Source organism: Herbiconiux aconitum (genome assembly GCF_024979235.1).
Taxonomy (GTDB): Bacteria; Actinomycetota; Actinomycetes; order Actinomycetales; family Microbacteriaceae; genus Herbiconiux; species Herbiconiux aconitum.
This window is the reverse complement of record NZ_JANLCM010000001.1, coordinates 1,374,766-1,399,437: the sequence shown is the minus strand read 5'-3', so window position 1 is coordinate 1,399,437 and position 24,672 is coordinate 1,374,766. Positions and strand designations below refer to the sequence as shown.

Sequence of the window (24,672 nt, the reverse complement as noted above, 5' to 3'; positions counted from 1 at the left end):
GTATCGGCTGTTCAGCGGAAAGCGCGGGCTGTCTCAGGGAGGGATGCTCGCGCCTCCACCCGGCTCTTCAATGCCCGGTTGAAGACGGCGTATCCGCCTTCGTCGTGGTTCTTGGCGAAGAATTTCTCGAACGGGCGAGTGAGGGCTCCGGAGAACGTCTCGGAGTTGTTCACCTGGGTTGAACCGTCGGCATTGCGCACGAGGGTGAAGCGGTGTTCCCCGAGGAACAGTCCTGCCGTGAGCAGCTTCGCCGACCACCGCAGTTCCTCGTCGGGGGTCGCGGCGGTGACGGTCGACGTGAACCAGAACCCCGGCATCCGCATTCTGAGTTGTGAGCCGAGCTCGGGCGTGCCGTCGATTCGGGAGAAGTTGCTCCACTCTCCATAGGCCGGGAAGTCCGAAAGCACGTCCCAGACTTGCTCGGGGCTGGCGGCGATGTCGACTGTGGTGGCGAATACGATGCTCATGATTCTCTCCAGTGGTGGCGATGGTCGGTGTGCAGGTGATCTGTGACTCTCCGAGAGCGAACCGGGCTCAGTTGGCCCTTACCGCGGGGGCGGTGGTTGAAGGACGAACGGGTGCGCGACGGCCACGGAGCAGGGCAATCGCGACGGCGACCTGCCAGATGACGATGGTGTAGACGGAAGCGCGTTCGATGGCACCCGATGGCAGACCAGCGCCGAAGGTGAGGAGAAGGGTGACCATGGCGGCCAGGCCGAGCGCCCCGACGACGACGCTGGCGATACCGATCACTCGTGTTTCAGGCGTCTTGCGCCAGTGGATGCCGAGCACGAGCGCGAGCAGGTTCGCGCCGAGGATGGCCAGAGTTGCTCCGGTGAAGTGAAGCGGAAGGGTACCGTTCTGCTGCGCCTGGAGAGAGCCGTGGAAGGAGCCGACGAGGACGTACCCGATCGTGACCAGGAGCGCCATCACGACGGTGAAGGTGCGGGTGCGGCCGGTGAGGGTGCGCGAGAGCAGCAGGGTTCCCAGTCCGAACAACAGCCCTTGGATGATGAACCCGGAGTTCATGACGGCGTTGAGGGGTGAGTTCAGCCCCCGGCCCTGGAACACGCCCGCCGTTGCAGAACCGAGGTCGCTGATCCAATTGTCGGCGTAGCTGTAGGCGGGTTGCTTCCAGGCCGAAGCGGCGATCGCTTCAGCGGCCAGGTAGACCGCGGAACCAAGGAGATAGGCGGTTGCAGAGAGAGGACGGAGGAGGTTCATGAGATTCCTATTCGTTAGTGACTGTCTGAACAGTCACTTTTGGACCCAGACACGTGCCGGGAAATCGAGGGTGGTGTGGTCTAGAGGTGACGGATGCCGTGCGAAAGGGTTCGTGCCCAGGTCGAGTCGATGTCGAACAGGTCAGCCTGAACGATGAGATGGCACAGCTGCCCGTAGGCGATGAACCGTTGAACTGCGTCAGTGTCAGCACCGGATGCCTTGGCGACGGTCTCGGTGGTCTTAGCCAGACCCCGCCGAACGGCGTCGCGGATCTCCGGAACGTCGCATGCGCTCGTCGCGTGCACCTGGAGTGCGATGAGGTCGCGGTCTGAGACCAACTCGATGTACGCATCCGTCATCGCGGCGAGCTTGTCCTCCGGATTCGTGGAGGAGGTCCTTCCTGCGCCGGCGAGCATGGCTGCGGCGACCTGGTCATAGCAGTCGTCGACCGCGTCGACGAAGAGCCCGAGCTTGCCGTCGAACAAGCGGAACACGTAGGCGGTCGACACCTCGGCCGCGGCGGCGACGTCGGCGACCGGGGTCGCGCGATATCCACCCTGTGCGAACACGCGCACTGCATGGCCCAGGATTCGACGCCGCTGCGCCTCCGCTGTGGACCTCGTGCCGGTGTCCCTTGTCTTCATCTGCATGTGACTGATTGAACACTAACAAGCGACGGGCTGTCAACCAGACACTCTGCGCACGCCGTCGGTCGTCACGCGGACGGGTCCCAGGCCGCGAGGCGATCGAGGACACGTCGATCGCCGTCGAACTCAAGCGAATCCAGCGGTGGGCGGCCGTAGAAGAACAGAACCAGGTCACTTGCCGTGCCCCGGGCAGAGACGTCGGCCGCGTCGGGGTTTCCGCCCGCAGCGGGCGCCAGCCTGGCGACCTGTGCCCCGTCATGGGACAGCCGGAGGCGCCAGGAGTGACCCTCGGCGGCGTGGTAATCGACGATCGCGGGCTCGTGTGGCCAGGCGACCGTCGTGGCGCAGAGGGTGAACTGGCAATCGTCGAAACCGTCGAGGGCGATCTCCTCCGGTATCGGCCGCGGGGCACCCCCGACGAGCTGCACGTCGTACGTGTGCACCGCGATCTCGTGGAGCTGGCGCCGCGCCCAGGCCCCGGATGTCTGTGGTGACGGCGAGTCGTCCCACCAGGTCCAGCAAGGCCGATCCGGGCCTGCCTCCTGCAGCACACTCGACAGATGCTCGACGGACTCGACCCACCAGAACAGCAGAGCCTCACGCTCCCGGGGTGCAGCCGTACCGCCTCCCCAGACGGACTTCTCCGGCGGACCGTCCGCAGCCCCGGCGGCGACGATGGCGGCCGCTTTGCGACGGCCCATGCCGACGTGGTGCACGTGATCGAACAGGGTGCGCGAGGGATGGGTGGGCATCTGAACATCGAGGCTGGGCGCCGCGGCGACCGCTGCGCGGAAGGCAGCCGACCGTTCGTCGATCAGCCGCAGCTGTTCAGGGAACGTGAGAATCGTGCGCATCCCGCCGTTCTACCACGGTGCTCCGCCGACCTGACAGCGATTGACGTCGCCGCCCGTCATTCACAGTGCATGGTGACCGGGGGCGAGCGGTGCCGGGCATGATGATCTCGCCGATCACCGTCTCGCCATCCGATTCGTACACGGGAACGGAGCGCCCTGGTATGTCCTCACGCCCCGCGAATGTTACAGATGCGCCACGCGGGAATGCGGAAGCTTCCTCACTCTCTCCGGTGAGCCGGGTGGCGCTCGACCAACGCCCGAGCACGCGGTTCTGGAACTCCGAGCAGGAGCAAGCTCGTCATCGTCGGGGCGGCGACACCGAGCGTCCCGCGGGTCAGGTCACTGTCGACGATGGCGAACACCGCCGACCAGGCCACCTGGCTGAGGACATCGGCGGGCAGGTGCCGACCGAAAGCCCCCGAGCTCTGGCCTCGCTCGACCAGATCGGCAAGAGTCTTCTCGACCGGCGCGAGAAGAGCATGGATGTCTTCTCCGAACTCACCGCGTCGAAGCACCACCAGCACCCGGTAGCGGTGCACCAACGGCCAGAGACGGGCGATGAAGTCGGCCCATACCGCGTCGGCCGCTTCGTCGACGCTGGTGTCATCGGCGAGGATCGTGGCCAGCTCTGTCACCGCGCGCTTCGTCAACGCCAGCACGAGGTCTGCGCGGGACGGGAAGTAGCCGTAGACGGTGCGCCTGACGACGCCGGCAGCCGCGGCGACCTCGCCCATCCCCGCGTCAGGGCTCTTCCCGAGCACGTCGATGGCCACGTCGAGGATGCGCTCCTTCGTGTCAAGGACGCCGCGCCCTCGTGTGATCTCCATGCTGCGATCATTGCACACCTGTGTGCAATGACGTAGTCTGCACACCGGTGTGCAATGACTGCTGCGCACATTGATCGAGCCGAGGAGAGACACGCCATGACGACATCCACCCCCACCGCCACCTCGACAGAGATCCGCCCGTTCCGCGTCGCGATCCCCGACTCCGAGATCGCCGACCTCGCTCAGCGGCTGGTCAGGACGCGATGGCCGGCGCAGGAGACTGCGGCGGACTGGTCGCAGGGCGTCCGGGTGGAGAATGCCCGATCGCTCGTCGCGTACTGGGAGCGGGAGTACGACTGGCGCCGCTTCGAGTCGGACCTGAACGCCTTCCCCCAGTTCGTCACCACGATCGACGGGATCGACATCCACTTCATCCATGTCCGATCCCGCAACCCCGGCGCGATGCCTCTGCTCCTCACGCACGGATGGCCGGGTTCGAACGCCGACTTCCTGAAGCTGATCGGCCCGCTCACCGACCCGGTTGCGCATGGCGGGGCTGTCAGCGACTCGTTCGATGTCGTCATCCCATCGCTTCCCGGATTCGGGTTCTCCGGAAAGCCGACCGAAACCGGCTGGGACGTCGCTCGAGTCGCCCGAGCATGGGCGGAACTCATGCAGCGTCTCGGCTACCAGGAGTGGTCGGCCCACGGTGGCGACTGGGGTGCCGCCGTCACCACGACTCTCGGGGCACTCCGACCCGAGGGCCTCCTCGGAATCCACCTGAACACGCCGTATGCCTTCCCCGAGCGGATTCCCGAGACGCTGACGCCCGAAGAGCGTCGCGCGGTGGACGGCCTGGCCCTTTACGCCGGCCCGCTCGGCGGATCGAATCACCTGCAGGGCACGAAGCCGCAGACCGTCGGATTCGCGTTGGCGGACTCGCCGGCCGGGCAAGCGGCTTGGATCTACGAGAAATATCAATCCAAGACGGACAACCACGGACTGGCGGAGGATGCCCTCAGCGTCGCCGCCATACTGGATTCGATCTCGCTCGCCTGGTTCACTAACAGCGCTGCCTCGTCGGCCCGCATCTATTGGGAGAACCGATCGGCCACCATGGCCGGTCCGAAACTCGCGCTGCCCGTCGCTGTGACCGTGTTTCCACGGGACATCCCCCGGTTGCCGCGAAGCTGGATCGAAGACGCCTACAGTGACCTCGTCCACTTCGGCGAAGCCGACCGGGGCGGACACTTCGCCGCTCTCGAGCAGCCCGAGATCCTCGTCGATGAGATTCGCGCGGGGCTGAGGACCCTCCGCGACCAGACCACCCTGGACGAACACGACCTCGCGTGAGGGATAGCGCTCGGCTGAACTATTTGTCCCACGCGGTGGTGGGCGGGAGCCCGCGGGCCGCGCGTTCCTCGTTCAACAACTCCTGGATGAGGGTGGACTTCAGAGCCGTGTAGGTCCGCCCGTCGGCGACGCCGGCAAGCGAGTTCTTCAAGGCCTGGTAGCGACGCCGGGCATCCGGATCGTTCAACAACTTGTCACGGAACACCCGCTGGTTGCAGTCATCCCACTGCGGTGCAGTGAAGGCGTGCAGGATGTGTGTGCGCCTGTCGCCCTCGACCCGCACGTACACGGCGTGGTTCTGTGGCCCACCGGAGTGACGGTGGTAGCCGAGGGTCGCCAGGGGAACACCGAGGGCGAACGGGTCAACGGCCGCCGCAACACGGACGGCCATGTCGATGATCGGTTTCGCCAGCAGCCCCGGCACGGCCGTGCTGCCGATGTGCTCCACCGCATCGACGTGAGCTCCCAGTGCTACCACGACGCGCGCCGACTCGAGACGGAAGTCGTCGGCCCAGTGCGCTTGGTGCTGCTGCAATTCGACCATTGGAATGAGCGTAGGAGATCACGACCCACAGCACGGGGCACTCGATCATGCGCGTTCCACCGGGAGCCACAGCTCGCAGGTGGCCGTGCTGAAGTCGTCGGCGCGGTCGAGCACCGCGACGATCGACGGCCCGGGGCGGAGCCGCCACGGGTTCGACGGAAACCAGTCCGTCGCGGTCGCCGCCCAGACCGCCTGCAACGCGGCCGGATGCGCTCCCTCGGTGCGGAACACCGCCCACATGCCGGCCGGAACCTCGATCGAGTCGAGATCGTCGGGCACCATGGTCGTGTCGGTGACGGCGACGCCGTGCAGATAGGTCAGTTCGCTCCCCTCGGTGTAATCCGGGTCGACGTCGGCGCTCACCTGGAGCAGACCGGCCGGTTCGGTGTCACCCAGCGCCTTCAGCCGTGCGTGCTCCGCAACCGGCAGAGAAGCGATGTGGGCTTGGATGTGAGGGTTGATTCCCTCATGGATGAGGGGCACTCGGGTGGCGTGGCCGACGAGGCGGAACGCCGGTCGTTCAGTGATGCGGGTGTCCATGGTGATGTTCCCTTCTACGGTCAGGTGGAACCTGAGCCGCGGTTGCGTACGAAGGGGGCCGCCATCTCGACGCACGTCGCCGGGGCCGACACCGTGCACAGCGCGGAACGCGCGACCGAACGCTTCGGCCGACCCGTAGCCATAACGCACCGCGATGCTCAGCAGATCCCCGTTTCCGAGAACGTCTGCCGCCGCGACCGACATGCGGCGGCGGCGGATGTATTCCGACAGCGGCATACCGGCAAGTGACGAGAACATCCGCCGGAGGTGGTACTCCGTCGTGCCGAGGTGCGTAGCCAGCGAAGCCACATCGAGGTCGTCGTTCAGACGATCCTCGACCAGCTCGACCAGTCTGTTCAGCTCTGCGATCATGGCGCCTCCTTCGACACCTAGACTTCCGGGTCGTCTCGACCGGCACCCTACTATCGCCGTCCGATCGGATCATGCTCGGGCGGTACGCTGCCATCAGTGACACGTTCTTTCTCTCTGTGACCCAGAGACCCTCCAGCGACACCCGTTCGCTCCTCCGACGAGGGGCGGTGATTTCGTGCGCCCGGATCGGGAGCTCCCTGCGGAGTTCCCCAGCCCCCTGGCCCTCTCTCGACATCACCCCAGAAAGACCGTCCAGTCATGACCTCCACCGACTCTTCTTCGGCAACCGCTGACGACCGCTCGACCCTCCGCGCGAACTGCGCCGACTGCTTCGCCCTCTGCTGTACCGCGTTGGGGTTCCAACGATCCGCCGACTTCCCGATCGACAAGCCGGCTGGGCGCCCGTGCCTGAATCTGGCAGACGATTTCTCCTGCTCGATCCATTCATCCCTCCGACCACGAGGCTTTCGCGGATGCACCGTCTTCGACTGCTTCGGTGCGGGCCAGTACGTGTCGCAGAAGCTGTTCGGTGGAGCGAGCTGGAGGGAACGCCCCGATACCGGCGCCACGATGTTCAGGACTTTCGCCGTCGTGCGACAGCTGCACGAGATGCTCTGGTACCTCGCCGAAGCCTCCGAACGGGCGACCACCACGGAGCTCTCGGAGCCACCATCCCACCTCCGAAGCGAGATCCTCGGGGTTCTCGACGGAGAAGCGTCGCAGATCCTCGCGGCAGACATCGAGCGCATCCGCGGGGAGGTGCGGCAAGCGCTGATCGACGTGAGTGAGGAGGCGCGCGGCGGCTACGATGCCCGTGCCGGGGCGGGCGTGAGCGACGATCTGCATCCCTCCGCAGACCTGGCGGGTCGCGACCTCCGATCGAGTCGGCTGTGCGGAGCCGATCTGCGGGGCGCTTACCTGATCGCCGCGGATCTCCGACGGGCCGACCTGGCGGGTGTCGATCTGCTCGGTGCAGATCTGCGCGACGCTCGGCTCGAGGGAGCAGACCTCTCCAGAGCGCTGTTCCTCACGCAAGCGCAGCTCGATGCAGCTCGGGGCGACGACACCACCGTGCTACCGGCCGCCCTCACTCGGCCGCGGCATTGGTCGACACGTCGTCGATGACCCCAAGCCTTATTGGGGGCTCTCGACATAGAGATGGTCGGCAACCTTCGTCCACTTGTCGCTGCCGGCATCGATGTCGATGGTGCTGAGCATGTACGTCGGTTCGCCCTCCACGCCGAGGGTCACGGGAAGGACGCTGCCGCACCCCGCAGAGCTGCCACCGTATTCCGGAACCATGACGAGGCACGTTCGGCCAGTGTTGTCGCCGCTGCCTTTCGCTGCGTAAATGGTCATCTCGTCGCCGACCCAGAGAAGGCGCGTGGACGTGGCGACGATTCCTATGCCGGGAAAGGCGGATGCGGGCAGGGCGTCTGAGTCGGTCTGGTCGCGGATGAACACGTCGAGTTCACCACTCGCGGTGCAACCGACCAACCCGACAGCCATCGCGGCTGCAAGCGCCACGGTGATGCGAGTCGATCTTTGCCGCGACATGGGGCAAGGCTATTCGACGAATGTCGCCGCGGGTCGACCGACATTCCGCGACTCTGGCATGCGCGTCGGATCGTGTTGGGTGTCCGTCAAAGGGCCACGACACCACTTCGGGCGCTGGCTAGCGTGCTGTTCAGTCGCGGATCCGTGGCCCGTCCGCCAGGTCGGCGCCCGGCTGCTTCCACCCCCCATACGGCGCCATGGCGCCCATATCCCCATCCCGATCCGGCGCCATGGCGCCACGTTAGGCACAACAATGTCCATTTCCAAGCTCCCCTCCAAGCTGGCCACGGTCGGTATCGCGGCCGCGGCGGTGCTCGCACTGGGCCTCGCGGCTCCTGCTGCGGCCAATGCAGCGCCGGCCGACAACTCGGGCTCCGCCAAACCCACGATCGTGCTCGTGCACGGCGCCTGGGCCGATGCATCCAGCTTCGCCCCCGTCACCGCGGCTCTGCAGAAGGACGGCTACACCGTCTTGAACGCACCCAACCCGCTCCGCGGCGTCGCCACGGATGCGGCGAGCGTTTCCGCGTTCATCAACCAGGCCACCACCGGTCCGGTCGTGCTCGTCGGTCACTCCTACGGCGGCACGGTCATCACCAACGCGGCCACGCAGACCCCGACCGTGAAGGCACTGGTCTACATCGACGCGTACGCCCCCGACAAGGGTGAGACCGTCGTGCAGCTCACCGGCGCCCAGCCCGGCTCGCTCCTGGCCGTTCCCGACCCGAGCACGGTGTTCAACTTCGTGCAGTTCCAGAACGACACCCAGACGGCGACGTACAACGCCGCTTACGTCAAGCCGGAACTCTTCCAGAAGATCTTCGCCGCCGATCTGCCCAAGAAGCAGACGCAGGTGCTGGCCGCCAGCCAGTCGCCTCTCGCCACCGATGCACTCGGAACCCCATCGGGAGACCCGGCTTGGAAGACCATCAAGAGCTACTTCTTCATCGGCACCAACGACAAAGTCATCCCTGCCGCTGAACAGCTCGACATGGCGAACCGCGCACATGGCGTCGTGGTGAAGGCCAAGGCCGACCACCTCTCGATGCTCGAGGTTCCCAACAAGGTCACCGACATCATCGAAATGGCCGCGCAGAACAAGTAGCGCCGCTCGACTCCGGGGCCCGATGGCGCTGCGCCATCGGGCCCCCATCGACTTCGCAATGCGACGAAAGGGAACCACAATGCTCAGCGACCCCATCGACAGGCCCGAAGACATCCTCTCGAAGGCAGGCAAGGCGCTCCCCGCGATCAGCGCGCCCGCCGCAACATACGTGGCCGTCAAGGTCGCCGGCGACATGGCCTACGTCTCCGGGCACGGGCCACTTCGCGACGGATCGGCGGTGTTCACCGGAAAACTTGGCCGCGATTACTCGGTCGAGCAGGGAAAGGCTGCTGCAGCGCTGACGATGTTGTCGCTGCTGGCCTCGGTGAAGGCTGAGATCGGCGAGCTCGATCGCGTGATCGAGGTCGTGAAACTCCTGGTGCTGGTGAACGCGACAGACGACTTCTCAGAGCACCACCTCGTCGCCGACGGCGCGAGCGAACTCCTGATCCAGCTCTTCGGCGATGCCGGCCTCCATGCGCGTTCCGCGATCGGCGTGAGCTCGTTGCCTTTCGGCATCGCGACCGAGATCGAAGCGATCTTCCGCATCGACTGACGACCGAACGCGACGAACGCCTGCGAACGTCGGCGAGCACCCACCCTTTCACCATCGGGCCCTCCCTCGCTTGACACTGGGGTGTCTCCAGGATTCGGCCGTGGGCGCAACGTGGTGCTATTGCGAGACATCCGGACTCGAAGAGGAGTTCCAGCAAAGGAGCACTGATGACCACCATCACCGTCGGAGAAGAGAACTCGGCACCCATCGAGTTGTATTACGAGGACCAGGGCACCGGTCGCCCCGTGGTCCTTCTGGCCGGCTGGCCGTTCGATGCCCGCTCGTGGGAGCCCCAGCTGCATCCCCTGCTGGATGCCGGGTATCGCGTCATCCGCATCGACCGACGCGGGTTCGGCCGCTCGAGCGCCCCGATCACCGGCTACGATTTCGACACGCTCAGCGCCGACGTCGACGTCGTGCTTCGGAAGCTGGATCTGCGCGACGTCACACTCGTGGGCTTCTCCCTCGGCACCGGCGAAGTGGCGAGATACATCGGCCGGTTCGGCACGGAACGGCTCCGCAGCGCCGTGCTGATCGAAAGCCTGACCCCGACGTTCGCACACAGCGACGACAACCCGAAAGGTGTCGACGAGGCAGGGGTCGAAGGAGTCCAGCAGGCCATCCTCGACGACCGCTTCGCCTGGCTCACCGGCATGATGGGCAACTTCCTCAACCTCGACGACTATCAGGGCACCCTCGTCAGCGAAGACACCGTGCGAGCGATGTGGTCGGCCGGCGCGGATGCGTCGCCGTACGCGACTTGGGCGTGCCCGCGGGGGTGGCTCGAGGATTTCACCGCCGATCTCGAACGGTTCGACGTGCCGGCGCTGATCATGCATGGCACGGCCGACCGCATCCTGTCCATCGACGGGCAGGGGGCCAGAGCACACGCAGCTCTCCCGGCGGCCCGCTACGTCGAAATCGACGGCGGTCCCCACATCAACCCCGTCACCCACACCGCAGAGGTCAATCAGGAGATCCTGCGATTCCTCGAAGACCCCTCGTAGCGATCGCGGAACACGTGGCTCAGGGGCGCGTCACTGCATGACGTGACCCAACTGCCTCCGAGAGGTGATGTTCAACTTCTTGAACACTTTGCTCAGGTGATATTCGACCGTCGATGTGGTGAGGAACATCTGAACCGCGATCTCCGAGTTCGTTGCGCCGGTGGCAGCGAGGCGAGCCACCTGCGCTTCTTGCGGGGTGAGTCCTGGATCGGCTCTGCCCCGACCCGTCACCTGCACCGTTTTCAGGCCGGTCGCCAGAAGTTCGGAGCCGGCACGGGCGGCGAATGCGCCGACACCCGTCGTCTCGAAGAAGTGGTGGGCGGTGGACAGCTGCACCTGCGCGTCGCGCCGTCGTCTCTGACGGCGAAGCCACTGGCCGTAAAGAAGCTGCGTTCTGGCGACCTCGACCCGAAGCGAGGTCTGGAGAAGGAGCTCGATCGACCTGAGATAGAGGCGTTCCGCGTCGGAATCATGGGCCAGGATCGCCCGAGAGCGGGCGAGCATCCCGAGAGCCCAGGGCGTCGCGCTCGCCTCAGCCCGTTCTTCGAGCTTCGCCAGTGCTGTGGCCGCCGCCTCCGGCTCGCCTGCTCGAGTGGCTGCTTCGACGACCTCCGGAAGAATGGTGCTGCCGAAACCGAGTGTGTCCCTCTCGGAGATCGCGAGCGCGAGGCCCAGCGCCTCGGTGTAGTTGCCCAGTCCCATCTCCAACACAGTCAGGCCCGACCAGGCGTACATCTCGAGATAGAGCGAACCCCACTGCGCACCCCAGGCAGCAGCCTCACGTGCGTGCTCCCGGCACTCCTGCTCCCGCCCCTGCCAGGCCCGCAGATGAATCGCGGGCCCGAGCCCGACGGGTCGAGGAAGACCCATGAGCGCCGTGATCTCAACGGCTTCGAAGCAGCTTCGTTCTGCTGCAGCCATCTCCCCTGCCCAGCAGTGAGAAACGCACTGTCCAGCCAAAGAGACTTGCAGAACGCTCAGCACCCCGTGCCGGCGTCCTGCCTCGACCCCTCGCTCGAAGAGCGCCCGTCGACCGTCGTCGTCCCAGATCTCGTCGGCAGCGAACCAGCCCGCTACAGGCGATGAATGAGCATCCAACGGCTCGTTCCCGTCAGCGAAGAGAGCCCTGACGGAGTCTCGAAGGAGGGGCACTGCCTGCGAGTACCCGAGTGCGAACCGGCTCGCAAGCCCCTCGAGCAACATGTCCCGCGCGGAAACCGGCGGCTCCTTGTCGCGCAGATAATCGATGACCGTACGGGCGATCTCCTCGGCGGTCACGCGGTCGGTGTCGTCTCGGGCGCCCAAAGCGGCGCGGAGCGCCTCGAACATCATGCCCCGGATGAGGTCTTCGTCGAACGGGTCGGCGCTGCCGATCGCTTCCAGCAGAATCGTCCAGGCATCTCGGTGACGATGGTGGAACATCGCCAGCAGCGCGCGCATCCGTTGAACGTCGACGTGTCTTCCATCCGCTTCCAGCCGGGGAGCGACTTTGTCGAGCAGCGCCTCCGCGAGGATGCCGTCGCCGGCCGCGAGATAGGCCTCCGCAGCTCCGAACATCCGGTCGCTGCGCTCTTCCGGTGCGGGAGAGAGTTCGGCCGCTCGTGCGAGGAACCGTGCCCGAGCCAGCTGACCCCCGCGGCGTTCGGCGCGTTCCGCGGATCGTTCGAGATCGGCGGCGACATCCTCATCGGGGGCACTGGTGGCAGCCGCCCGGTGCCATGCAGCGAGGTCGGCGTGGTCGTCCATCTCGGCGATCGTCGCCATCACGCTGTGTGCCAGCCGCCGTTGCCGAGGTTCTGCCGCGTGGTAGACGGCCGATCGAATCAGTGGATGACGGAACGTCACCGTGTCGCCGATGGACAAGACATCGAGGTCGTGAGCGCCGTCTGCCGCATCGTGCGGTATCCCGAGCAACGCGGCGGCACGCCACAATGTGGACGGATCGTCCGTCGACATCGCAGAAGCCAAGACCAGCAACGACCGGGTCTCCGGCGACAGCACTTCGAGCTGACGTAGGAAGTGTGCGGTGAGCCCGCGCCCGGTGGGGAGTTGCTGCGGGAGCGGAAGTCTGCCGGCGAGCTGCTCCGATGTCAGCTGGTTGAGCAGTTCCAGCATCGCGAGCGGGTTCCCGTCGGTCTCTGCGACGATGCGCGCTGCGACCGACGAACTCACCGCGCCGGGTCGCACAGATTGGAGCAGAGAGTGTGACGCTTTCCGCGCCAGCCCCAGCACATGATGAGTAGGGAGCCCGTGGAGTGCCTCGAGAGCGTCGTAGTGCTCCCGCCCCGCGAACACGAATCCCAAGCTGTCTGCGTAGACCCGCCGCGCCACGAAGCTCAGAACCTCGAGCGATTCCTGATCCAACCACTGGGCGTCGTCGATGACACAGATCAGCGGACCGGCCCGCGCTGCTGCAGCCAGAACGCTCAGAGCCGCCAGCCCGAGCACGAATCTCGGCGGAGGCGGCTCGTCGAGAGCACCGAACGTCGTGAGCAGAGCGTTGTGCTGCGGCACCGGCACATCAGCGAAGTGTTCCCGAAAAGGCAGGAGGAGTCGGTGGAGAGCTCCGAAGCCGATGCTGAACTCCGATTCGATGCCCACCAGACGGATGATCTGCGCCGGCGACTCCGTGAGATGTTCGAGCAGGCGCGTCTTGCCCACACCGGGCTCCCCGAGGAAGACGAGCGATCCGCTGAGGCCAGTGCTGACAGACTCCACGAGCGCGTCCAACAGCTGGCATTCAGGCTCGCGACCGATGAGCGGTGGCTCAGTCATCGCGCGAACCCATACAACCCGAACATGGCTTACCCGTCCTTCGGTGCCGGATAAGGGCCATTCATAACGAAGTTCTCTGTGCACCACAACCCTCAAGGGCCGAACGCGACTGGCCGAAGTCCCTGGTGTCTTCCGCAGCTGCGGAGGTGCTGCTAGCGGGTGATGAGGGCGGCGAGTTTGGGCAGGTCTTCGGCGCCGCTGATGGCGCGCTCGGTGATGACCCCGACGGTTGGTCCGTGGCCGTCGAAGGCCTCGCGGAAGATGTCCATGTCGATCAGCTGCAGTGTGCTGAGATGCTCGGCGTTCTCGGTCGTGATCGCGGAACCGAGCGACTGGAGGGCTCTGCTGGAGGCGGTGCCGTTGCGCAGCACATCGACGAGAGCGTCGATGTCCACGTGCTCAGCGACGGCGAGGTCGAGCAGGTCGCTGATGTTCTTCTGATTGGCCATCAGCATGGCATTGTTGATCAGCTTGCCGACCTGGCCCGCGCCAGCACCTCCCATGTAGGCGATCGTGGCTGAGAACGTCTCCAAGACCGGGCGCAGCTTCTCGACGACTTCGGGGTCGCCGCCGACGATGGTCGTGAGTTGTTTCTCAACGGCTCCGGCGTGACCCCCACTGACCGGGGCGTCGACAACGCGCACGTCGCGTGCTGCGGCCAAGCGGGTCAACTCCACGGCTGCGGCGGGGAGACCCGTGCCGAAGTTGATCAAGACGGTTCCGGGGTTGAGAGCATCGAGGAGTCCGCCCCCGGTCAGCACCTCGGTGTTGTCCTTGTCTTCGCTCAGGCACAGACCCACGATGTCGCTGACGGCGCCCAGCTCGGCGGGCGTGGCGTGCGGCGTGTAAGGAACGCCCTCGAGGGCGGCGAAGCGGCCGCTGCGCGACCAGACGTGGAGGGGGTAACCGCCTTCGGCGATGGCTCGGGCGATGGGCCCGCCTTGGTCACCCAGACCGATCCAGCCGATGGTGGGTTGTTCAGACATGTCAGCATCCTTTCGTGGTGCTAGTCGACGGCACTCTGGCTGATCTGCCAGAGCCGATCGGCGTTGTCTTCGTCGAGCGCGTAATTCGCGACTTTGGTGGAGAAGATCGTCAGATCCTCGGGTCGGTGGTCGGTGACTTCCGCTTCCTGGTTGTCGTTGAAGTAGCGTCCGCTGATTCCGTCCAGAAGCGGGGATGTCGCGAGGAGGAGGGTTGTGGCGGCGCCCTGTTCTGCTGTCTTCTGCTGATCTTCGGGGGTGGCGAGCGTGCCGCCCACGTGACGCTGGAGGGGTGTGGCGATGGCTCCCGGATTCAGCGTGTTCACCGTGATGCCGTCGTGCGCCCACCGCAGGCGCGCGCCGACGCCGAAGAGAATCACGGCCGTCTTGGACTGGCCGTAGGCCAACCGGGGGTCGTAAGGACGGAAGTTGAAGTTGATGTCGTCGAAGACGACGGGAGAGAACAGGTGGGCTGACGAGCTGACCGAAACGACGCGAGCCCCGTTGGCCGAGGCCAGCGAGTCGTGCAACCCGGTTGCGAGCGCGAAGTGGCCGAGATGATTGGTTGCGAACTGCGTTTCCCAGGTCTGGGCCAGCGACCGGTCCTGGATCGCCATGACTCCAGCATTGTTGATGAGGAGGTGGAGAGGTTCGTTCCAGTTCCGGATGAATCGGCGCACGGAGTCGGGTTCTGTGAGTTCGAGTTCGCGAACGTCGATCTTGTCGTTACCTGTTTCTGCTGCGATGCGTTGTGCGACGTCGCGGCCCACGTCGACATTTCTCACCGCGATGGTGATCGTCGCACCGCGCCGGGCAAGGGTGGTGGTGGTCGCTATTCCGATGCCGGAGGCGCCTCCCGTGACGATGGTTCGTTTGCCGGTCAAATCCACGCCGGCGCTGACCTCATCGGCGGTCGAGCGGGAATCGAAGGGGGTGGTGATTCGTGGTGACATGGTCCGGTGTTCCTTTCGTTGTAGCACTGATCAGTCACCATCTGACCAGGTGCGGTCTCCCCCCGAATCTATGAAGCACCCCAGTAACGAGCCCCTCTACCGGTAGCGGTTCGAGGCTGAGCGAGATGTTCCCAGGTGGGCTTTCCTAGGATTGCGGGATGACCTCCCGTGACTTCTTCGTCGACGCCTGGCGCGACGCCCTGACTCGACTCGCTTCAGCCCTCGGAGGTACCGCATCCGCAGCTACGCCGGGAATCTTCACCCTCACCAGTGGTGTGCCGATTCCGAACCTCAACGGGGTGCTCGCACTTGACCGCGATCCCGATCCGACAGTCGTCGCCGCGGCTGTGGCAGCATACGAGGTCACCGGGCCCTGGTCGCTGCAAGTGCGAACGACCCCATCCGCCGCCATCGTCGAGGCCGCAACCGAGCGCGGGTTGACGATGGCTGTGCCGCTTCCCCTTCTCGGCCGCGACCTGGGTGAGGCACCCGGCGAGCGCGCGCTGCCGAAGGGAATCACCGTGAGGGCCGTCGACCCGGGCGACACTGCGTACGGCGACACTCTCGCCGATGCCTTCGGTGCGCCACGACCACTGCTGGCGCCTCTGGCCTCACCCGCCGTGCTCGGCGCGGCCGGCATGCGCGGGTTCCTGGTCGAGGATCAGGGTGTCCCGGTGGCCACCAGCTTCGGCATCGTTTCCGGAGACACGGTCGGACTCGTCAACATCGCGGTCGTGCCCTCCCATCGGCGGCGCGGTCTCGGCGCTCTCGCAACCGAAGCGGTGATCACCGACGCAGTTGCCCGTGGCGCGCGCTCGGCGTACTTGCACGCGACCCCGCTCGGCCTCCCCCTCTACGAGCGCTTGGGCTTCGAACTCGAAGAACAATGGACGATGTTCCTGCCTGCAGCGTCCTGAACCACACCCGGTTCTCGCTCGTTCTGTCTCGTCAGAGTTGAGCGTCTGCTCCTTGTGGTCTGAGGTGCGCATGGAGGGTGATGCGCGCGCGTTGGTAGCGGCCGCGGGCTGTCGATTCCCGGATGCCCACGATCCGCGCGGCCTCGGGGAGGGTGAATCCTTCCCAGTGGATGAGCATGACCAGTTCGCGTTGACCGTCGGGGAGGGCTTGCACGGAGGCGCGCACGTCAAGGAGCTCTGCGGATACGCCGCTCGTCGTTTCGGCGCCCGAGAGGTCGAGTCGAAGCCGGTCGGCGAGCATCTCGCGGGCCGCGCACCACGTTGGTAGTTGAGGTGCACGTTCCGCGCGGTCACGAACATCCACATGCGTGCGGGCTCGTCGACCTTGGGGAGTCGGTCGATGTGTCGCCATGCGGTGACGAAGGTCTCGGCCAGGAAATCGGCGGCGTCTTCTCTGATCGCGACCCGCCGGGTGAAGTAGCTGAGCAGGTCGGCCGCCAGCAGCTCGTGGAGCCGGCGGAGGCGGGCGTGGGCCTCGTTGCTCACTCGCCGGCTCCATCGCGGCAGTCGACGCGCGAGGTGATCATCATGCCGGGCGCAATCAGACCGGCGTCGCTGAGGTCGCCCTGAACCTGAGCTGCAGTGAGGGATGCCAGCAGCGTCGGGGTCGCTGATCCGTCCGCGACGAGCTGCTTGCGCTGCTTCGCCCAGATGTTGCTCGTGTCGGCATCCAGGGCCGACCAATCGTGCGCGTGCAGAAAGGACTGCGCCTTTTCGACTGCAGCGTTGAGTTCTGCCGAAGCGCCCGGGTCGGCTTCGGCCCAGAGCGCCATGAAACACACCTGCCCGCCGGGGTCTTCACCCACCGGGAATTCCTGCACCGACAACGCGTCGGCGTTCTTCCACGACCAGTCGAACATCCCCGTCGCAGCCGCAGTGGTCGCACCACCACCGAGCACGAGGATGCTCACCACGGCGGCGACGATCCCCCACCGCTTCTTGCGCCGCGGGTGAGCCGCCGCCACGACGACGGCAAGAGCTCGCGCGGAGCGGGCCGCCGCGGAATCGTCACGGCATCGCTCGGGAGCTGCGCGCTCCAGCGCCTCATCCAGTTCATCCACCTCGGCCACCCCTCATCGATCGTCTCGCATAAGACATGTCCGGCAGAGCCCGAACCTTAATGCGGATCGCTACACGGTCACCCGGCGAGGGCTGACCCGCTACTAACGGAGGATCTCCACCATCAAGACCCAGGCGTTCAGGAGCGAGACGATGAAGATCGCGATGAAGCCCCAGGCCACGTGGAAGAGCCCGTCAGGGTTGGCCGAGATCAGCAGGATGCTTCCCACCAGCACGCCGGAGAGCTGGCCGACGTGGAGAACGATGGTGGGTATGGTGCGGGAGAGGCTCGGGCCGTCGTGGCTGCGCAGCATCCGCACCGCCGCGTCCGCCTGAAAACCGAGGGCGATGACGGCGAAGGCCAGCACCACGATGCCGAGCTTCACCAGGGATTGCTGCGGGATCAGCATGGCCAACGCCGACACCAGGATGACGGCGATCGCCGCGATGGTGGAGCCGGCGCGAGCCGGCAGGGCCGAGCCCGCGAGGATCTGCTTCACGTTGACCGAGATCGCCACGATGATGAGGCCCGCGAGGGCCCCCGCGGTTCCGGCGGAGGCTGACGCGAAGGTCTGCCAGCTGACGAGATCGGTCGCATCCATGGCGGAATCGTATCGGGACGCCTCGCAGCGGCACGCTAAGAACGCGCTTCGTTCTCGTCTCCGGTGCGCAGGGCGTGGATCATGCTCTGCAGGATCGCGTACGCGCTCGACTGCTCGTCTTGCGTCAGGCTGCCCAGCATCCTGAGCTCGACGGATCGCACCGCGACGGTCGCTTTCGCCAGACTCCGCCGACCGCGTGGCGTGAGCTGCGTGGGAAGCACTTTGCCGACGCGGGCCTCCTCTGGCCGGGTCACGTATCCGTCTCGTTCCAGGGTTTGCAGCAGCACGTTCATCGATTGCCGGGTCACGAAGGCTCCCCGCGCGAGCTCGGAGTTGGAAAGGCCCGGGCGTTGTGCGAGCAGTTCGAGGCAGGAATAGTGCGTCACCGTCATCCCGAGCGGGCGCAGCACCGCCTCCATGGCGGCGCGGAGGGCGCTCGAGGCCTCTTTCAGCAGATAGCCCAGTGACGTCGGCAGATCGACTCCGTCTTGACTCATGTCAGTATTCTGACATACTCTGGATGATGTCAGCTAACTGACACGACAGAAGGAAGCAATCCATGCCCGTCACCGGTCCCGACTTCATCTCCCTCCAGACGCGCGATCTCGACGCGTCGCGGGCGTTCTACGAGCAGTACCTCGGCCTCGTGCATTCACAGGCCGGCCCCCCTCATGCGGTCGTCTTCGAGACGACGCCGATCGCGTTCGCACTGCGCGACATCGTTCCCGGCACCGATCTCGCGTCGGCCCCGCAGCCCGGCATCGGAGCCGCGATCTGGCTCCACGCCACCGACGTCCAGGCCATTCACGACACCCTCCTCGCCGACGGCCACACGATCGTCTCCGCACCGATCGACGGCCCCTTCGGTCGCACCTTCACGTTCGCCGACCCCGACGGCTATCACGTCACCCTCCACGACCGGGCCTGAGGCGCCGCGCAGCTCGCCCCGGCCACGGTGCCAGCAGACGACGCCGGCGATCGTCATCCCGCGGTAGTGCTCGAGCACGTCGCGAGCGATAGTGGGTGGAGTGTCGCTGGTGCGTGCGACGATCCACCCAGGAGCGAGCGCGGGAGGCAGGATGCGAGGCGAGGCAAGCGTGCTGCATGCCGATCTCGACGCCTTCTACGCGTCGGTCGAGCAGCGCGACGCGCCCGAGCTGCGCGGCCGACCCGTCATCGTCGGCGGCGGCGTGGTGCTGGCGGCCAGCTACGAGGCGAAGGCCCGCGGAGTGCGCACGGCCATGGGCGGTCGGCAAGCGCGCGACCTGTGCCCGGATGCCGTCGTCGTGCCGCCGCGAATGGATGCGTACTCCGCGGCCAGCAAAGACGTGTTCGCGATCTTCCGCGATACGACACCGCTCGTGGAGGGGCTGTCGATTGACGAGGCGTTCTTGGAGGTGGGTGGTCTGCGGCGGATCGTCGGCACACCCGAACAGGTTGCGGTGCGCTTGCGCGACCGCGTTCGAGCGGAGGTCGGGCTTGCGATCTCGGTCGGTGTCGCGCGCACCAAGTTCCTCGCCAAGGTCGCCAGTGCCGTGAGCAAGCCCGACGGGCTACTCGTCGTGGAGCCGGATCGAGAAGAGGCGTTCCTCCTCCCGCTCCCGGTGGAACGACTGTGGGGAGTCGGCGCCGTGACCGCCGAGAAACTGCACCGCCTGGGCATCTCCACCGTTGGCCAGCTGGCCGAGCTCGAAGCCGCGACCGCCGAGAGATTGCTGGGGCGGGCGACCGGCGCCCACCTCCATGCGCTGGCCAGGTTGCGCGATCCGCGCCCCGTCGACACCACCCGCCGCCGCGCATCCATTGGTTCTCAACGTGCTCTCGGCAGCCGCCCGCGCACGGCCGACGAACTCGACCTCATCCTCACTCAGATCGTCGATCGACTCGCCCGGCGCCTCCGTGACGGCGACCGGGTGTGCCGCACGGTCGTTCTGCGGCTTCGTTTCGGCGATTTCGTGAAGGCCACGCGATCGCGCACCGTCGGCTCCGCATCCGATCGCACCTCGGTGCTCCTCGCCGTGGCGCGTGAGTTGCTCGCCTCTGCGCAACCGGAGATCGCGGAGCGGGGCATCACCCTAATCGGCGTCTCGTTGTCGCAGTTGGCACGCGCCGACAGCCTCCAACCGGAACTGCCCATCGACTGGAACGACGACGCGCGCCTCGACACCGTTCTCGACGCCGTGCGCGATCGCTTCGGAGCGACGTCGGTCGCGCGCGCCACCCAGCTCGATCGCGATCCGGGCTGGTCGACGCCGCTGCTCCCGGAACACGAGTGAGGAAACACCACGATGGCCCTCTGGGGCACCTCCGCTATCCCGCGGGGGCGAGGCTGCCGTCCGGTTCGATGCGCGGTGCGGTTGTCGGAAAGTCGCGTCGACTGAACTCGTCCACCAAGGCGGCGGCACGGCCGTCGGGATCGGGCTGGGGGCTGCCGCCCGTGTGATCGAAATGCACCGACTGCATCCGGCCGCGCACGAAACTGCCATCGGAGCGGAGACTGACGTCGAGGTAGACGCCGTAGCGGGTGGCCTGTTCCGCTCCGAACACACCGCCGCCGCCGAAGTTGCCGAGGCTGTAGGCGATGAGCCGACCGTGGTAGAACTCGGCTCCCCGGAGGGTATGGGGGCCGTGGCCGAGCACGAGGTCGGCTCCGGCGTCGATCGCCGCATGGGAGAAGGCGATCACATCGCCGCGGTTCTCGCCGTACATCTCCTCCGGACCGGGGGTGACGACGTTCGCATCGGGCCCTTCGGCACCCATGTGCGCCTGCACGACCACCACGTCGGCGGAGGCCGCCGCCGAACCGACCACCGTGCGCACGTGCCTCAGATCCGTGACCGGGTTGGTGCCACGGTAGGGAGCGAATCCGATCATGGCCACCGTGGTGTCGCCGATCCTCGTGCAGACGATCTCGTCCCGTTCCCCCACGGCACGGATGCCGTTCGCGGCGAGGTTCGCTCTGGTGTTCGCGTAGCCGTCGACGCCGAAGTCACTGGTGTGATTGTTCGCCATGTTCAGAAGGTCGAAGCCGGCGTAGTACTGCGCAGTCTTCGGTTCGCTGCGAAAGGCCAGGCAGTCCGTGTCAGAGCCGCACTTGACGAAACCGGTGTCGTCGGAGATCACCTGCTCGAGGTTGCCGGTCACGAGGTCTTGAGTGAACCAGGGCCGCACGGCTGCGAAATAGCCGGCCCCGCCGTCGAGTGGCACGGCGTGCCCGATGTCGTGGATGAGCAGGTCTCCGGTGGCACCGATGCTGACTTCATCGGGCCGGGCGGCAGGGTGCGCAGCCGCATCGGGCGCACAGCCGGGAATGGCGGTCGTGCGCATGGCCACCACCCCGCACGCGACCAGCAGCATCACCGCGACGGCGGAGCGCCAGGGTGCACGGCGTGCCGCGAGGCGGGAGCCGCCGACCGTCGGGGTGGGCGCACGCGGTCTTCTGCGCGGCAGATCGAACAACCACGAGAAGCCGTCGCGGGTGAGGAACCGGTTGAGCAGCACAGACACGGCGATCACGACGGCCGTCAGCAGTACCGGCATCGTGACGGCCGCGACGAGCTGCACCGCAACCCGCGCTCCCGACAGCCACTCGGCCAGGAGGAAGTCGGCCAGGGCGAGCAGCGGCATGTGGAGCAGATAGATCGGCAGGCTGCGTCGACCCAGCCACGTGAATCCGGCTCCCACGACAGGCGCCCGCGCCAGCGTCGGGGCGATGGCCAGGCCCATTGCGACCCCGAGCACCGACACGAGCGGCCACACCCCGGGCAGCGTCTCGGTGCCGGTGAGTCGCATCGCTGCAAACGCGATCAGGAATCCGGCGATCACCATCGTGGTCTTCGCCGGTGTGAGGCGGTGGATGGAGAGTCGGATCTGCGGAGCCAGATGGAGCCCCAGCAAGAAGAAGGTGAAGTTGTAGAGGAGTGAACCGCGGTTGCTGACGATCTCGATGAACCCGGCCGAGACGGCGATCGACAGGACCGCGGCAGCACTGATGACGAGCCAGGGCCGCACGCGCGACAGAGCCTTGGCCACGAGGAAGTAGACCGCCAACGCATAGAGATACCAGGTGTCGGGTGGGCTGATCGTGACGAACTCGACGAACTGGCCGACACTGCGCGGCACCAGGGTCGGGAAGTCGGGGAAGGCCCACAGCGTGGCTGCGTGGATGAGCGTCCACAGCAGATAGAGATAAAGGAACCGGATGACGCGTGTGCGGGCGACCTCCGACCAGGCGCGGGTGTAGGCCTTCGCCGCGAAGTAGCCCGACACCAGCAAGAACAGCGGCATCAGGAACGTCCAGATCACATCGCCGAAAAGTCCCCAGATGCCAGGGATCGGCACGCCGATCTGCCAATCGATCTGGAGGTAGCTCTTCATGACGACGTGCCACAGAACCACGAGAATGATCAGCGCGCCCTTGAGCGCGTCACCCCACGCCTCTCGGGTCGTGGTGGTGGGTGAAGAGTCTGTCATCGGTGGTTCTCCGGTGTCTTCGTGCGATGGATGCGGCCGACGCGCATCCCGACGCGGGTGACGATCTCGTGCTCGATGGTGTCGGCCCAACCGGCCCATTCGGCAACGGTCGGTTCGCCGTGCGCACCCGGGCCGAACACGGTCACGCTCTCGCCCGGGGCGATGCGGTCGTCGCCGGTATCCACGACCATCATGTCCATCGAGAACCGCCCGACGAGCGGACGTCGCCGGCCGCGCACGAGCACGTCGGCGCGGTTCGACGCGGCGCGCGGGAGTCCGTCGCCGTAGCCGATCGGCAGAAGAGCGAGATTCGTGCGGCGATCCGCCACGTGGTCGAGCCCGTAGCCGACGCTCGTGCCGGCGGCGATCTCACGCGTCGTGACGACGTGCGTGGTGAGAGACAATGCCGGCCGGAGGTGGTCGGTGGTGCCGGAGGGGTCGATTCCGAACAATCCGGCGCCGATGCGATGCACACCGAACCCGGAACCGACTCCGGTGAGCGTCGCGGCCGTCGCCGCGAGATGGGTGACCGAGGGAGCCAGACCGCGCCGCCGCGCCGTGCGCACGGCGTTGGCGAAGATGAGGCGTTCGCGCTGGTTCTGCGGGTGGTCGGGCCGGTCGGCGCACGACATGTGCCCCATCACCCCGACGACGCGCACGGAGCCGAGCGCCTCCAGCTCGCGAGCGATGTGGCACAGCGTCGCCCAGGCGTCGGTGGGGGCGCCGTCACGCGCCATTCCCACGTCGACGTGCAGGTGCACGCGGGCGCGCTGCCCGACGAGGGATGCCGCGCGACCGACGGCGTGCAACAGCGCGAGGCTCGACACAGCGATGTCCACCTCGGCCTGCACCGCGGCCCCGAAGTCGGCATCGATGGCGTTGAGCCAGCTGAGGATCGGCGCGCGCACCCCGGCGTTCCGCAGCTTGAGTGCTTCGTCGATCGACGTGACGCCGATCGAGGTGGCACCGGCGTCGAGCACCGACTGGGCGATCGCGCCGTGACCGAACGCATCGGCCTTGAGCACCGCCATGAGCTGGTTGCCGGTGACCGACGCGAAGTAGGCGGTGTTCGCCCGGATCGCGTCGTCGTGCACGACGAGCTCGGAGGTCGAGGGCATCACCGGGCCGGGCCGTCTGCGACGACTCGTCGCGAGGTTGCTTCATCCATGCAACCAGCGTTCAGCAGATCGGAATCCAGATCGTCATCCGCAAGAACAAAGGTGTTGGTCGCTGGGACGAGATCGCCTCGTCCGAGCGGCCCCCGCGGATGCCCGGGGTCCCGTCAGATCGCGTCGAGCGGCTGCCAGCCCGCGATCTCGAATCCGTCGCCCACCGCCCTGACCGTGAACCCACCGTGGCCGCCGAAATGCGCGGCGAACAGGGGCAGGTTCTTCTCGGCCGCTTCGGTGAAGATCCGCCGACGCGTCGTGTTCGCCTGCGCGACGTCCTCATCGAAGCAGCTCGAGGTGTGCGCATCCACGACCTGAGCCGGGCTGTGCACCGTGTCACCGATGAACAGCGCCTCAGCATCTCCCGACCGCAGCCTCAGGATGCTCGCGCCCGGGGTGTGACCGGGCGCCGCCTCGAGGGTCAGCGCGTCGTCGATCCGGAATTCTCCGCTCCAGGACGTGACCAACCCGGCGTCGAGGAGGGGCTGGATGCTGTCGGCCCAGACGGTGTGCGATCCGGGCCCCATTATCGTGGTGTTGTTCGCCTGCGGATTCCAGAACGCGAGGTCCTCGGCCGGCATCAGGTAGCTCGCGTTGGGGAACGTCGGAACCCACTCCCCCTGCACCAAGCGGGTGTTCCATCCGACATGATCGGCGTGCAGATGGGTGTTCACGACGAAGTCGACCTCCTCGGGGATGACCCCGGCGTCCGCGAGACGCTCCAGGAACGCCGTCTGCAGGTGGGACCAGCTCGGCACGTCGGCGCGGTCTTTGTCGTTGCCGATCGCGGCATCGATCAGCACGGTCTTTCCCCCTGAGCGCAGAATCCAGGTCTGGAACGCTGTTCGCGCGGTGCTCGTCATCGTCGAGTCGCCGTCTGTTTCGAGAAAATGGGGGCGAAGCAGGTCTTCATGGCCTTCCCACGCCGACGGATCCGTGCCCGGGAAGAATTGCTCGGGCTGCATGCCGATGCTCCCGACGCTTTCGACCGCCCGGGTCACGACGACGTCGCCGAATGTCAGGGTCGAGCTGGTCTCGAGGCTGGTGATGGAATTCATGCGTCACGCCCGTTTCTCGCCACGTCTGTCGTGGTCGACGGTTTCCACGATGCGTGGTGCGGCCGCATCGTGGAATCCCCGCTCGTGCCTATCCCCA

General features: G+C 66.4%; 26 protein-coding genes and 1 pseudogene. 8 read left to right on the top strand and 19 right to left on the bottom strand.

From position 1 onward, the window contains the following. Positions 1–11: 11 nt before the first annotated feature. From N1027_RS06460 to N1027_RS06440, 5 genes are all read right to left on the bottom strand, one after another. Positions 12–467, bottom strand: a complete 456-nt coding sequence (locus N1027_RS06460; RefSeq protein ID WP_259506306.1) for an SRPBCC domain-containing protein — start codon at positions 465–467, stop codon at positions 12–14. A 67-nt stretch (positions 468–534) separates the two neighbouring features. Then, entirely contained in the window at positions 535–1,224 is a 690-nt protein-coding gene (locus N1027_RS06455; protein WP_259506304.1) for a DUF998 domain-containing protein, read from the bottom strand. An 80-nt stretch (positions 1,225–1,304) separates the two neighbouring features. Beyond that, on the bottom strand, positions 1,305–1,868 hold the full coding sequence (locus N1027_RS06450; protein WP_259507920.1) for a TetR/AcrR family transcriptional regulator: 564 nt from the start codon (positions 1,866–1,868) through the stop codon (positions 1,305–1,307). Positions 1,869–1,939: 71 nt separating this feature from the next. After that, the gene (locus tag N1027_RS06445; protein WP_259506302.1) at positions 1,940–2,725 is read right to left on the bottom strand and encodes a maleylpyruvate isomerase N-terminal domain-containing protein; all 786 of its coding nucleotides are present in this window, start codon (positions 2,723–2,725) and stop codon (positions 1,940–1,942) included. Positions 2,726–2,943: 218 nt separating this feature from the next. After that, the gene (locus tag N1027_RS06440; RefSeq protein WP_259506300.1) at positions 2,944–3,552 is read right to left on the bottom strand and encodes a TetR/AcrR family transcriptional regulator; all 609 of its coding nucleotides are present in this window, start codon (positions 3,550–3,552) and stop codon (positions 2,944–2,946) included. Between the two features lie 96 nt (positions 3,553–3,648). On the opposite strand from N1027_RS06440, the gene N1027_RS06435 reads away from it, so the two are divergent. After that, on the top strand, positions 3,649–4,845 hold the full coding sequence (locus N1027_RS06435) for an epoxide hydrolase family protein (protein WP_259506298.1): 1,197 nt from the start codon (positions 3,649–3,651) through the stop codon (positions 4,843–4,845). A 19-nt stretch (positions 4,846–4,864) separates the two neighbouring features. Here N1027_RS06435 and N1027_RS06430 read toward each other — a convergent pair whose 3' ends face one another. After that, positions 4,865–5,389, bottom strand: coding sequence for a GrpB family protein (locus N1027_RS06430; RefSeq protein ID WP_259506297.1), 525 nt, complete (start codon positions 5,387–5,389; stop codon positions 4,865–4,867). Between the two features lie 45 nt (positions 5,390–5,434). Next, positions 5,435–6,301, bottom strand: a complete 867-nt coding sequence (locus N1027_RS06425; RefSeq protein WP_259506296.1) for an AraC family transcriptional regulator — start codon at positions 6,299–6,301, stop codon at positions 5,435–5,437. Positions 6,302–6,811: 510 nt separating this feature from the next. On the opposite strand from N1027_RS06425, the gene N1027_RS06420 reads away from it, so the two are divergent. Then, positions 6,812–7,426, top strand: coding sequence for a pentapeptide repeat-containing protein (locus tag N1027_RS06420; protein ID WP_308199780.1), 615 nt, complete (start codon positions 6,812–6,814; stop codon positions 7,424–7,426). A 9-nt stretch (positions 7,427–7,435) separates the two neighbouring features. Here the strand turns inward: N1027_RS06420 and N1027_RS06415 are convergent, their stop codons facing one another. Beyond that, complete coding sequence (locus tag N1027_RS06415) at positions 7,436–7,858, bottom strand: hypothetical protein (protein WP_259506294.1); 423 nt, start codon at positions 7,856–7,858, stop codon at positions 7,436–7,438. A gap of 253 nt (positions 7,859–8,111) precedes the next feature. Here N1027_RS06415 and N1027_RS06410 point away from each other — a divergent pair, with 253 nt between their 5' ends. From N1027_RS06410 to N1027_RS06400, 3 genes are all read left to right on the top strand, one after another. Further along, positions 8,112–8,963 (top strand): alpha/beta fold hydrolase, encoded by an 852-nt coding sequence (locus N1027_RS06410; RefSeq protein ID WP_259506293.1) that lies wholly within the window; start codon positions 8,112–8,114, stop codon positions 8,961–8,963. Positions 8,964–9,042: 79 nt separating this feature from the next. After that, a complete protein-coding gene (locus tag N1027_RS06405; RefSeq protein WP_259506291.1) occupies positions 9,043–9,519 on the top strand; it encodes a RidA family protein in 477 nt (158 codons plus the stop codon). A gap of 167 nt (positions 9,520–9,686) precedes the next feature. Further along, positions 9,687–10,526 (top strand): alpha/beta fold hydrolase, encoded by an 840-nt coding sequence (locus N1027_RS06400; protein WP_259506289.1) that lies wholly within the window; start codon positions 9,687–9,689, stop codon positions 10,524–10,526. A 30-nt stretch (positions 10,527–10,556) separates the two neighbouring features. Here the strand turns inward: N1027_RS06400 and N1027_RS06395 are convergent, their stop codons facing one another. From N1027_RS06395 to N1027_RS06385, 3 genes are all read right to left on the bottom strand, one after another. Beyond that, complete coding sequence (locus N1027_RS06395) at positions 10,557–13,301, bottom strand: helix-turn-helix transcriptional regulator (protein WP_259506288.1); 2,745 nt, start codon at positions 13,299–13,301, stop codon at positions 10,557–10,559. Positions 13,302–13,453: 152 nt separating this feature from the next. After that, positions 13,454–14,287 (bottom strand): NAD(P)-dependent oxidoreductase, encoded by an 834-nt coding sequence (locus N1027_RS06390; RefSeq protein ID WP_259506286.1) that lies wholly within the window; start codon positions 14,285–14,287, stop codon positions 13,454–13,456. A gap of 20 nt (positions 14,288–14,307) precedes the next feature. Continuing rightward, positions 14,308–15,237 (bottom strand): SDR family NAD(P)-dependent oxidoreductase, encoded by a 930-nt coding sequence (locus N1027_RS06385; protein ID WP_259506285.1) that lies wholly within the window; start codon positions 15,235–15,237, stop codon positions 14,308–14,310. 158 nt (positions 15,238–15,395) lie between these two features. Between N1027_RS06385 and N1027_RS06380 the strand changes: the two genes are divergently transcribed. Continuing rightward, positions 15,396–16,154 (top strand): GNAT family N-acetyltransferase, encoded by a 759-nt coding sequence (locus N1027_RS06380; protein ID WP_259506284.1) that lies wholly within the window; start codon positions 15,396–15,398, stop codon positions 16,152–16,154. 31 nt (positions 16,155–16,185) lie between these two features. Here the strand turns inward: N1027_RS06380 and N1027_RS06375 are convergent, their stop codons facing one another. From N1027_RS06375 to N1027_RS06355, 5 genes and pseudogenes are all read right to left on the bottom strand, one after another. Next, positions 16,186–16,455 carry an RNA polymerase sigma factor gene (locus N1027_RS06375; protein ID WP_259506283.1) on the bottom strand — a complete coding sequence of 90 codons (270 nt, stop codon included), beginning with the start codon at positions 16,453–16,455 and terminating at the stop codon, positions 16,186–16,188. 71 nt (positions 16,456–16,526) lie between these two features. Continuing rightward, positions 16,527–16,700, bottom strand: a pseudogene (locus N1027_RS20110) (hypothetical protein); the annotation flags it as partial. Further along, positions 16,697–17,275, bottom strand: coding sequence for a hypothetical protein (locus N1027_RS06365; RefSeq protein WP_259506282.1), 579 nt, complete (start codon positions 17,273–17,275; stop codon positions 16,697–16,699). The pseudogene N1027_RS20110 and the gene N1027_RS06365, both read right to left, overlap by 4 nt. A gap of 102 nt (positions 17,276–17,377) precedes the next feature. Continuing rightward, positions 17,378–17,875 (bottom strand): hypothetical protein, encoded by a 498-nt coding sequence (locus N1027_RS06360; protein WP_259506281.1) that lies wholly within the window; start codon positions 17,873–17,875, stop codon positions 17,378–17,380. Between the two features lie 35 nt (positions 17,876–17,910). Beyond that, positions 17,911–18,372 (bottom strand): MarR family winged helix-turn-helix transcriptional regulator, encoded by a 462-nt coding sequence (locus N1027_RS06355; RefSeq protein WP_259506280.1) that lies wholly within the window; start codon positions 18,370–18,372, stop codon positions 17,911–17,913. Between the two features lie 62 nt (positions 18,373–18,434). On the opposite strand from N1027_RS06355, the gene N1027_RS06350 reads away from it, so the two are divergent. After that, a complete protein-coding gene (locus tag N1027_RS06350) occupies positions 18,435–18,803 on the top strand; it encodes a VOC family protein (protein WP_259506279.1) in 369 nt (122 codons plus the stop codon). Between the two features lie 151 nt (positions 18,804–18,954). Continuing rightward, positions 18,955–20,151, top strand: coding sequence for a DNA polymerase IV (gene dinB / locus N1027_RS06345; RefSeq protein ID WP_259506274.1), 1,197 nt, complete (start codon positions 18,955–18,957; stop codon positions 20,149–20,151). Between the two features lie 34 nt (positions 20,152–20,185). On the opposite strand, the gene N1027_RS06340 is transcribed toward dinB, so the two are convergent. From N1027_RS06340 to N1027_RS06330, 3 genes are all read right to left on the bottom strand, one after another. After that, a complete protein-coding gene (locus N1027_RS06340; RefSeq protein ID WP_259506271.1) occupies positions 20,186–22,348 on the bottom strand; it encodes a CapA family protein in 2,163 nt (720 codons plus the stop codon). After that, positions 22,345–23,466, bottom strand: a complete 1,122-nt coding sequence (alr, locus tag N1027_RS06335; protein WP_259506270.1) for an alanine racemase — start codon at positions 23,464–23,466, stop codon at positions 22,345–22,347. Before alr ends, N1027_RS06340 begins: the two co-directional genes overlap by 4 nt. Positions 23,467–23,630: 164 nt before the next feature. Further along, entirely contained in the window at positions 23,631–24,575 is a 945-nt protein-coding gene (locus N1027_RS06330) for an MBL fold metallo-hydrolase (RefSeq protein ID WP_259506269.1), read from the bottom strand. Between the last annotated feature and the right edge of the window lie 97 nt (positions 24,576–24,672).

Excerpts from the sequence above, each read along its gene's own strand:
- N1027_RS06385 (WP_259506285.1), bottom strand. The coding sequence starts at position 15,237 with ATGTCACCACGAATCACCACCCCCTTCGATTCCCGCTCGACCGCCGAT.
- N1027_RS06415 (WP_259506294.1), bottom strand. The coding sequence starts at position 7,858 with ATGTCGCGGCAAAGATCGACTCGCATCACCGTGGCGCTTGCAGCCGCG.
- N1027_RS06435 (WP_259506298.1), top strand. The coding sequence starts at position 3,649 with ATGACGACATCCACCCCCACCGCCACCTCGACAGAGATCCGCCCGTTC.
- dinB (WP_259506274.1), top strand. The coding sequence starts at position 18,955 with ATGCGAGGCGAGGCAAGCGTGCTGCATGCCGATCTCGACGCCTTCTAC.
- N1027_RS06460 (WP_259506306.1), bottom strand. The coding sequence starts at position 467 with ATGAGCATCGTATTCGCCACCACAGTCGACATCGCCGCCAGCCCCGAG.
- N1027_RS06380 (WP_259506284.1), top strand. The coding sequence starts at position 15,396 with ATGACCTCCCGTGACTTCTTCGTCGACGCCTGGCGCGACGCCCTGACT.
- N1027_RS06330 (WP_259506269.1), bottom strand. The coding sequence starts at position 24,575 with ATGAATTCCATCACCAGCCTCGAGACCAGCTCGACCCTGACATTCGGC.
- N1027_RS06440 (WP_259506300.1), bottom strand. The coding sequence starts at position 3,552 with ATGGAGATCACACGAGGGCGCGGCGTCCTTGACACGAAGGAGCGCATC.
- N1027_RS06430 (WP_259506297.1), bottom strand. The coding sequence starts at position 5,389 with ATGGTCGAATTGCAGCAGCACCAAGCGCACTGGGCCGACGACTTCCGT.
- N1027_RS06340 (WP_259506271.1), bottom strand. The coding sequence starts at position 22,348 with ATGACAGACTCTTCACCCACCACCACGACCCGAGAGGCGTGGGGTGAC.
- N1027_RS06355 (WP_259506280.1), bottom strand. The coding sequence starts at position 18,372 with ATGAGTCAAGACGGAGTCGATCTGCCGACGTCACTGGGCTATCTGCTG.
- N1027_RS06405 (WP_259506291.1), top strand. The coding sequence starts at position 9,043 with ATGCTCAGCGACCCCATCGACAGGCCCGAAGACATCCTCTCGAAGGCA.
- N1027_RS06410 (WP_259506293.1), top strand. The coding sequence starts at position 8,112 with ATGTCCATTTCCAAGCTCCCCTCCAAGCTGGCCACGGTCGGTATCGCG.
- N1027_RS06390 (WP_259506286.1), bottom strand. The coding sequence starts at position 14,287 with ATGTCTGAACAACCCACCATCGGCTGGATCGGTCTGGGTGACCAAGGC.
- N1027_RS06450 (WP_259507920.1), bottom strand. The coding sequence starts at position 1,868 with ATGAAGACAAGGGACACCGGCACGAGGTCCACAGCGGAGGCGCAGCGG.
- N1027_RS06375 (WP_259506283.1), bottom strand. The coding sequence starts at position 16,455 with ATGCTCGCCGACCGGCTTCGACTCGACCTCTCGGGCGCCGAAACGACG.
- N1027_RS06350 (WP_259506279.1), top strand. The coding sequence starts at position 18,435 with ATGCCCGTCACCGGTCCCGACTTCATCTCCCTCCAGACGCGCGATCTC.
- N1027_RS06425 (WP_259506296.1), bottom strand. The coding sequence starts at position 6,301 with ATGATCGCAGAGCTGAACAGACTGGTCGAGCTGGTCGAGGATCGTCTG.
- N1027_RS06400 (WP_259506289.1), top strand. The coding sequence starts at position 9,687 with ATGACCACCATCACCGTCGGAGAAGAGAACTCGGCACCCATCGAGTTG.
- N1027_RS06360 (WP_259506281.1), bottom strand. The coding sequence starts at position 17,875 with ATGGATGCGACCGATCTCGTCAGCTGGCAGACCTTCGCGTCAGCCTCC.
- N1027_RS06445 (WP_259506302.1), bottom strand. The coding sequence starts at position 2,725 with ATGCGCACGATTCTCACGTTCCCTGAACAGCTGCGGCTGATCGACGAA.
- N1027_RS06395 (WP_259506288.1), bottom strand. The coding sequence starts at position 13,301 with ATGACTGAGCCACCGCTCATCGGTCGCGAGCCTGAATGCCAGCTGTTG.
- alr (WP_259506270.1), bottom strand. The coding sequence starts at position 23,466 with ATGCCCTCGACCTCCGAGCTCGTCGTGCACGACGACGCGATCCGGGCG.
- N1027_RS06455 (WP_259506304.1), bottom strand. The coding sequence starts at position 1,224 with ATGAACCTCCTCCGTCCTCTCTCTGCAACCGCCTATCTCCTTGGTTCC.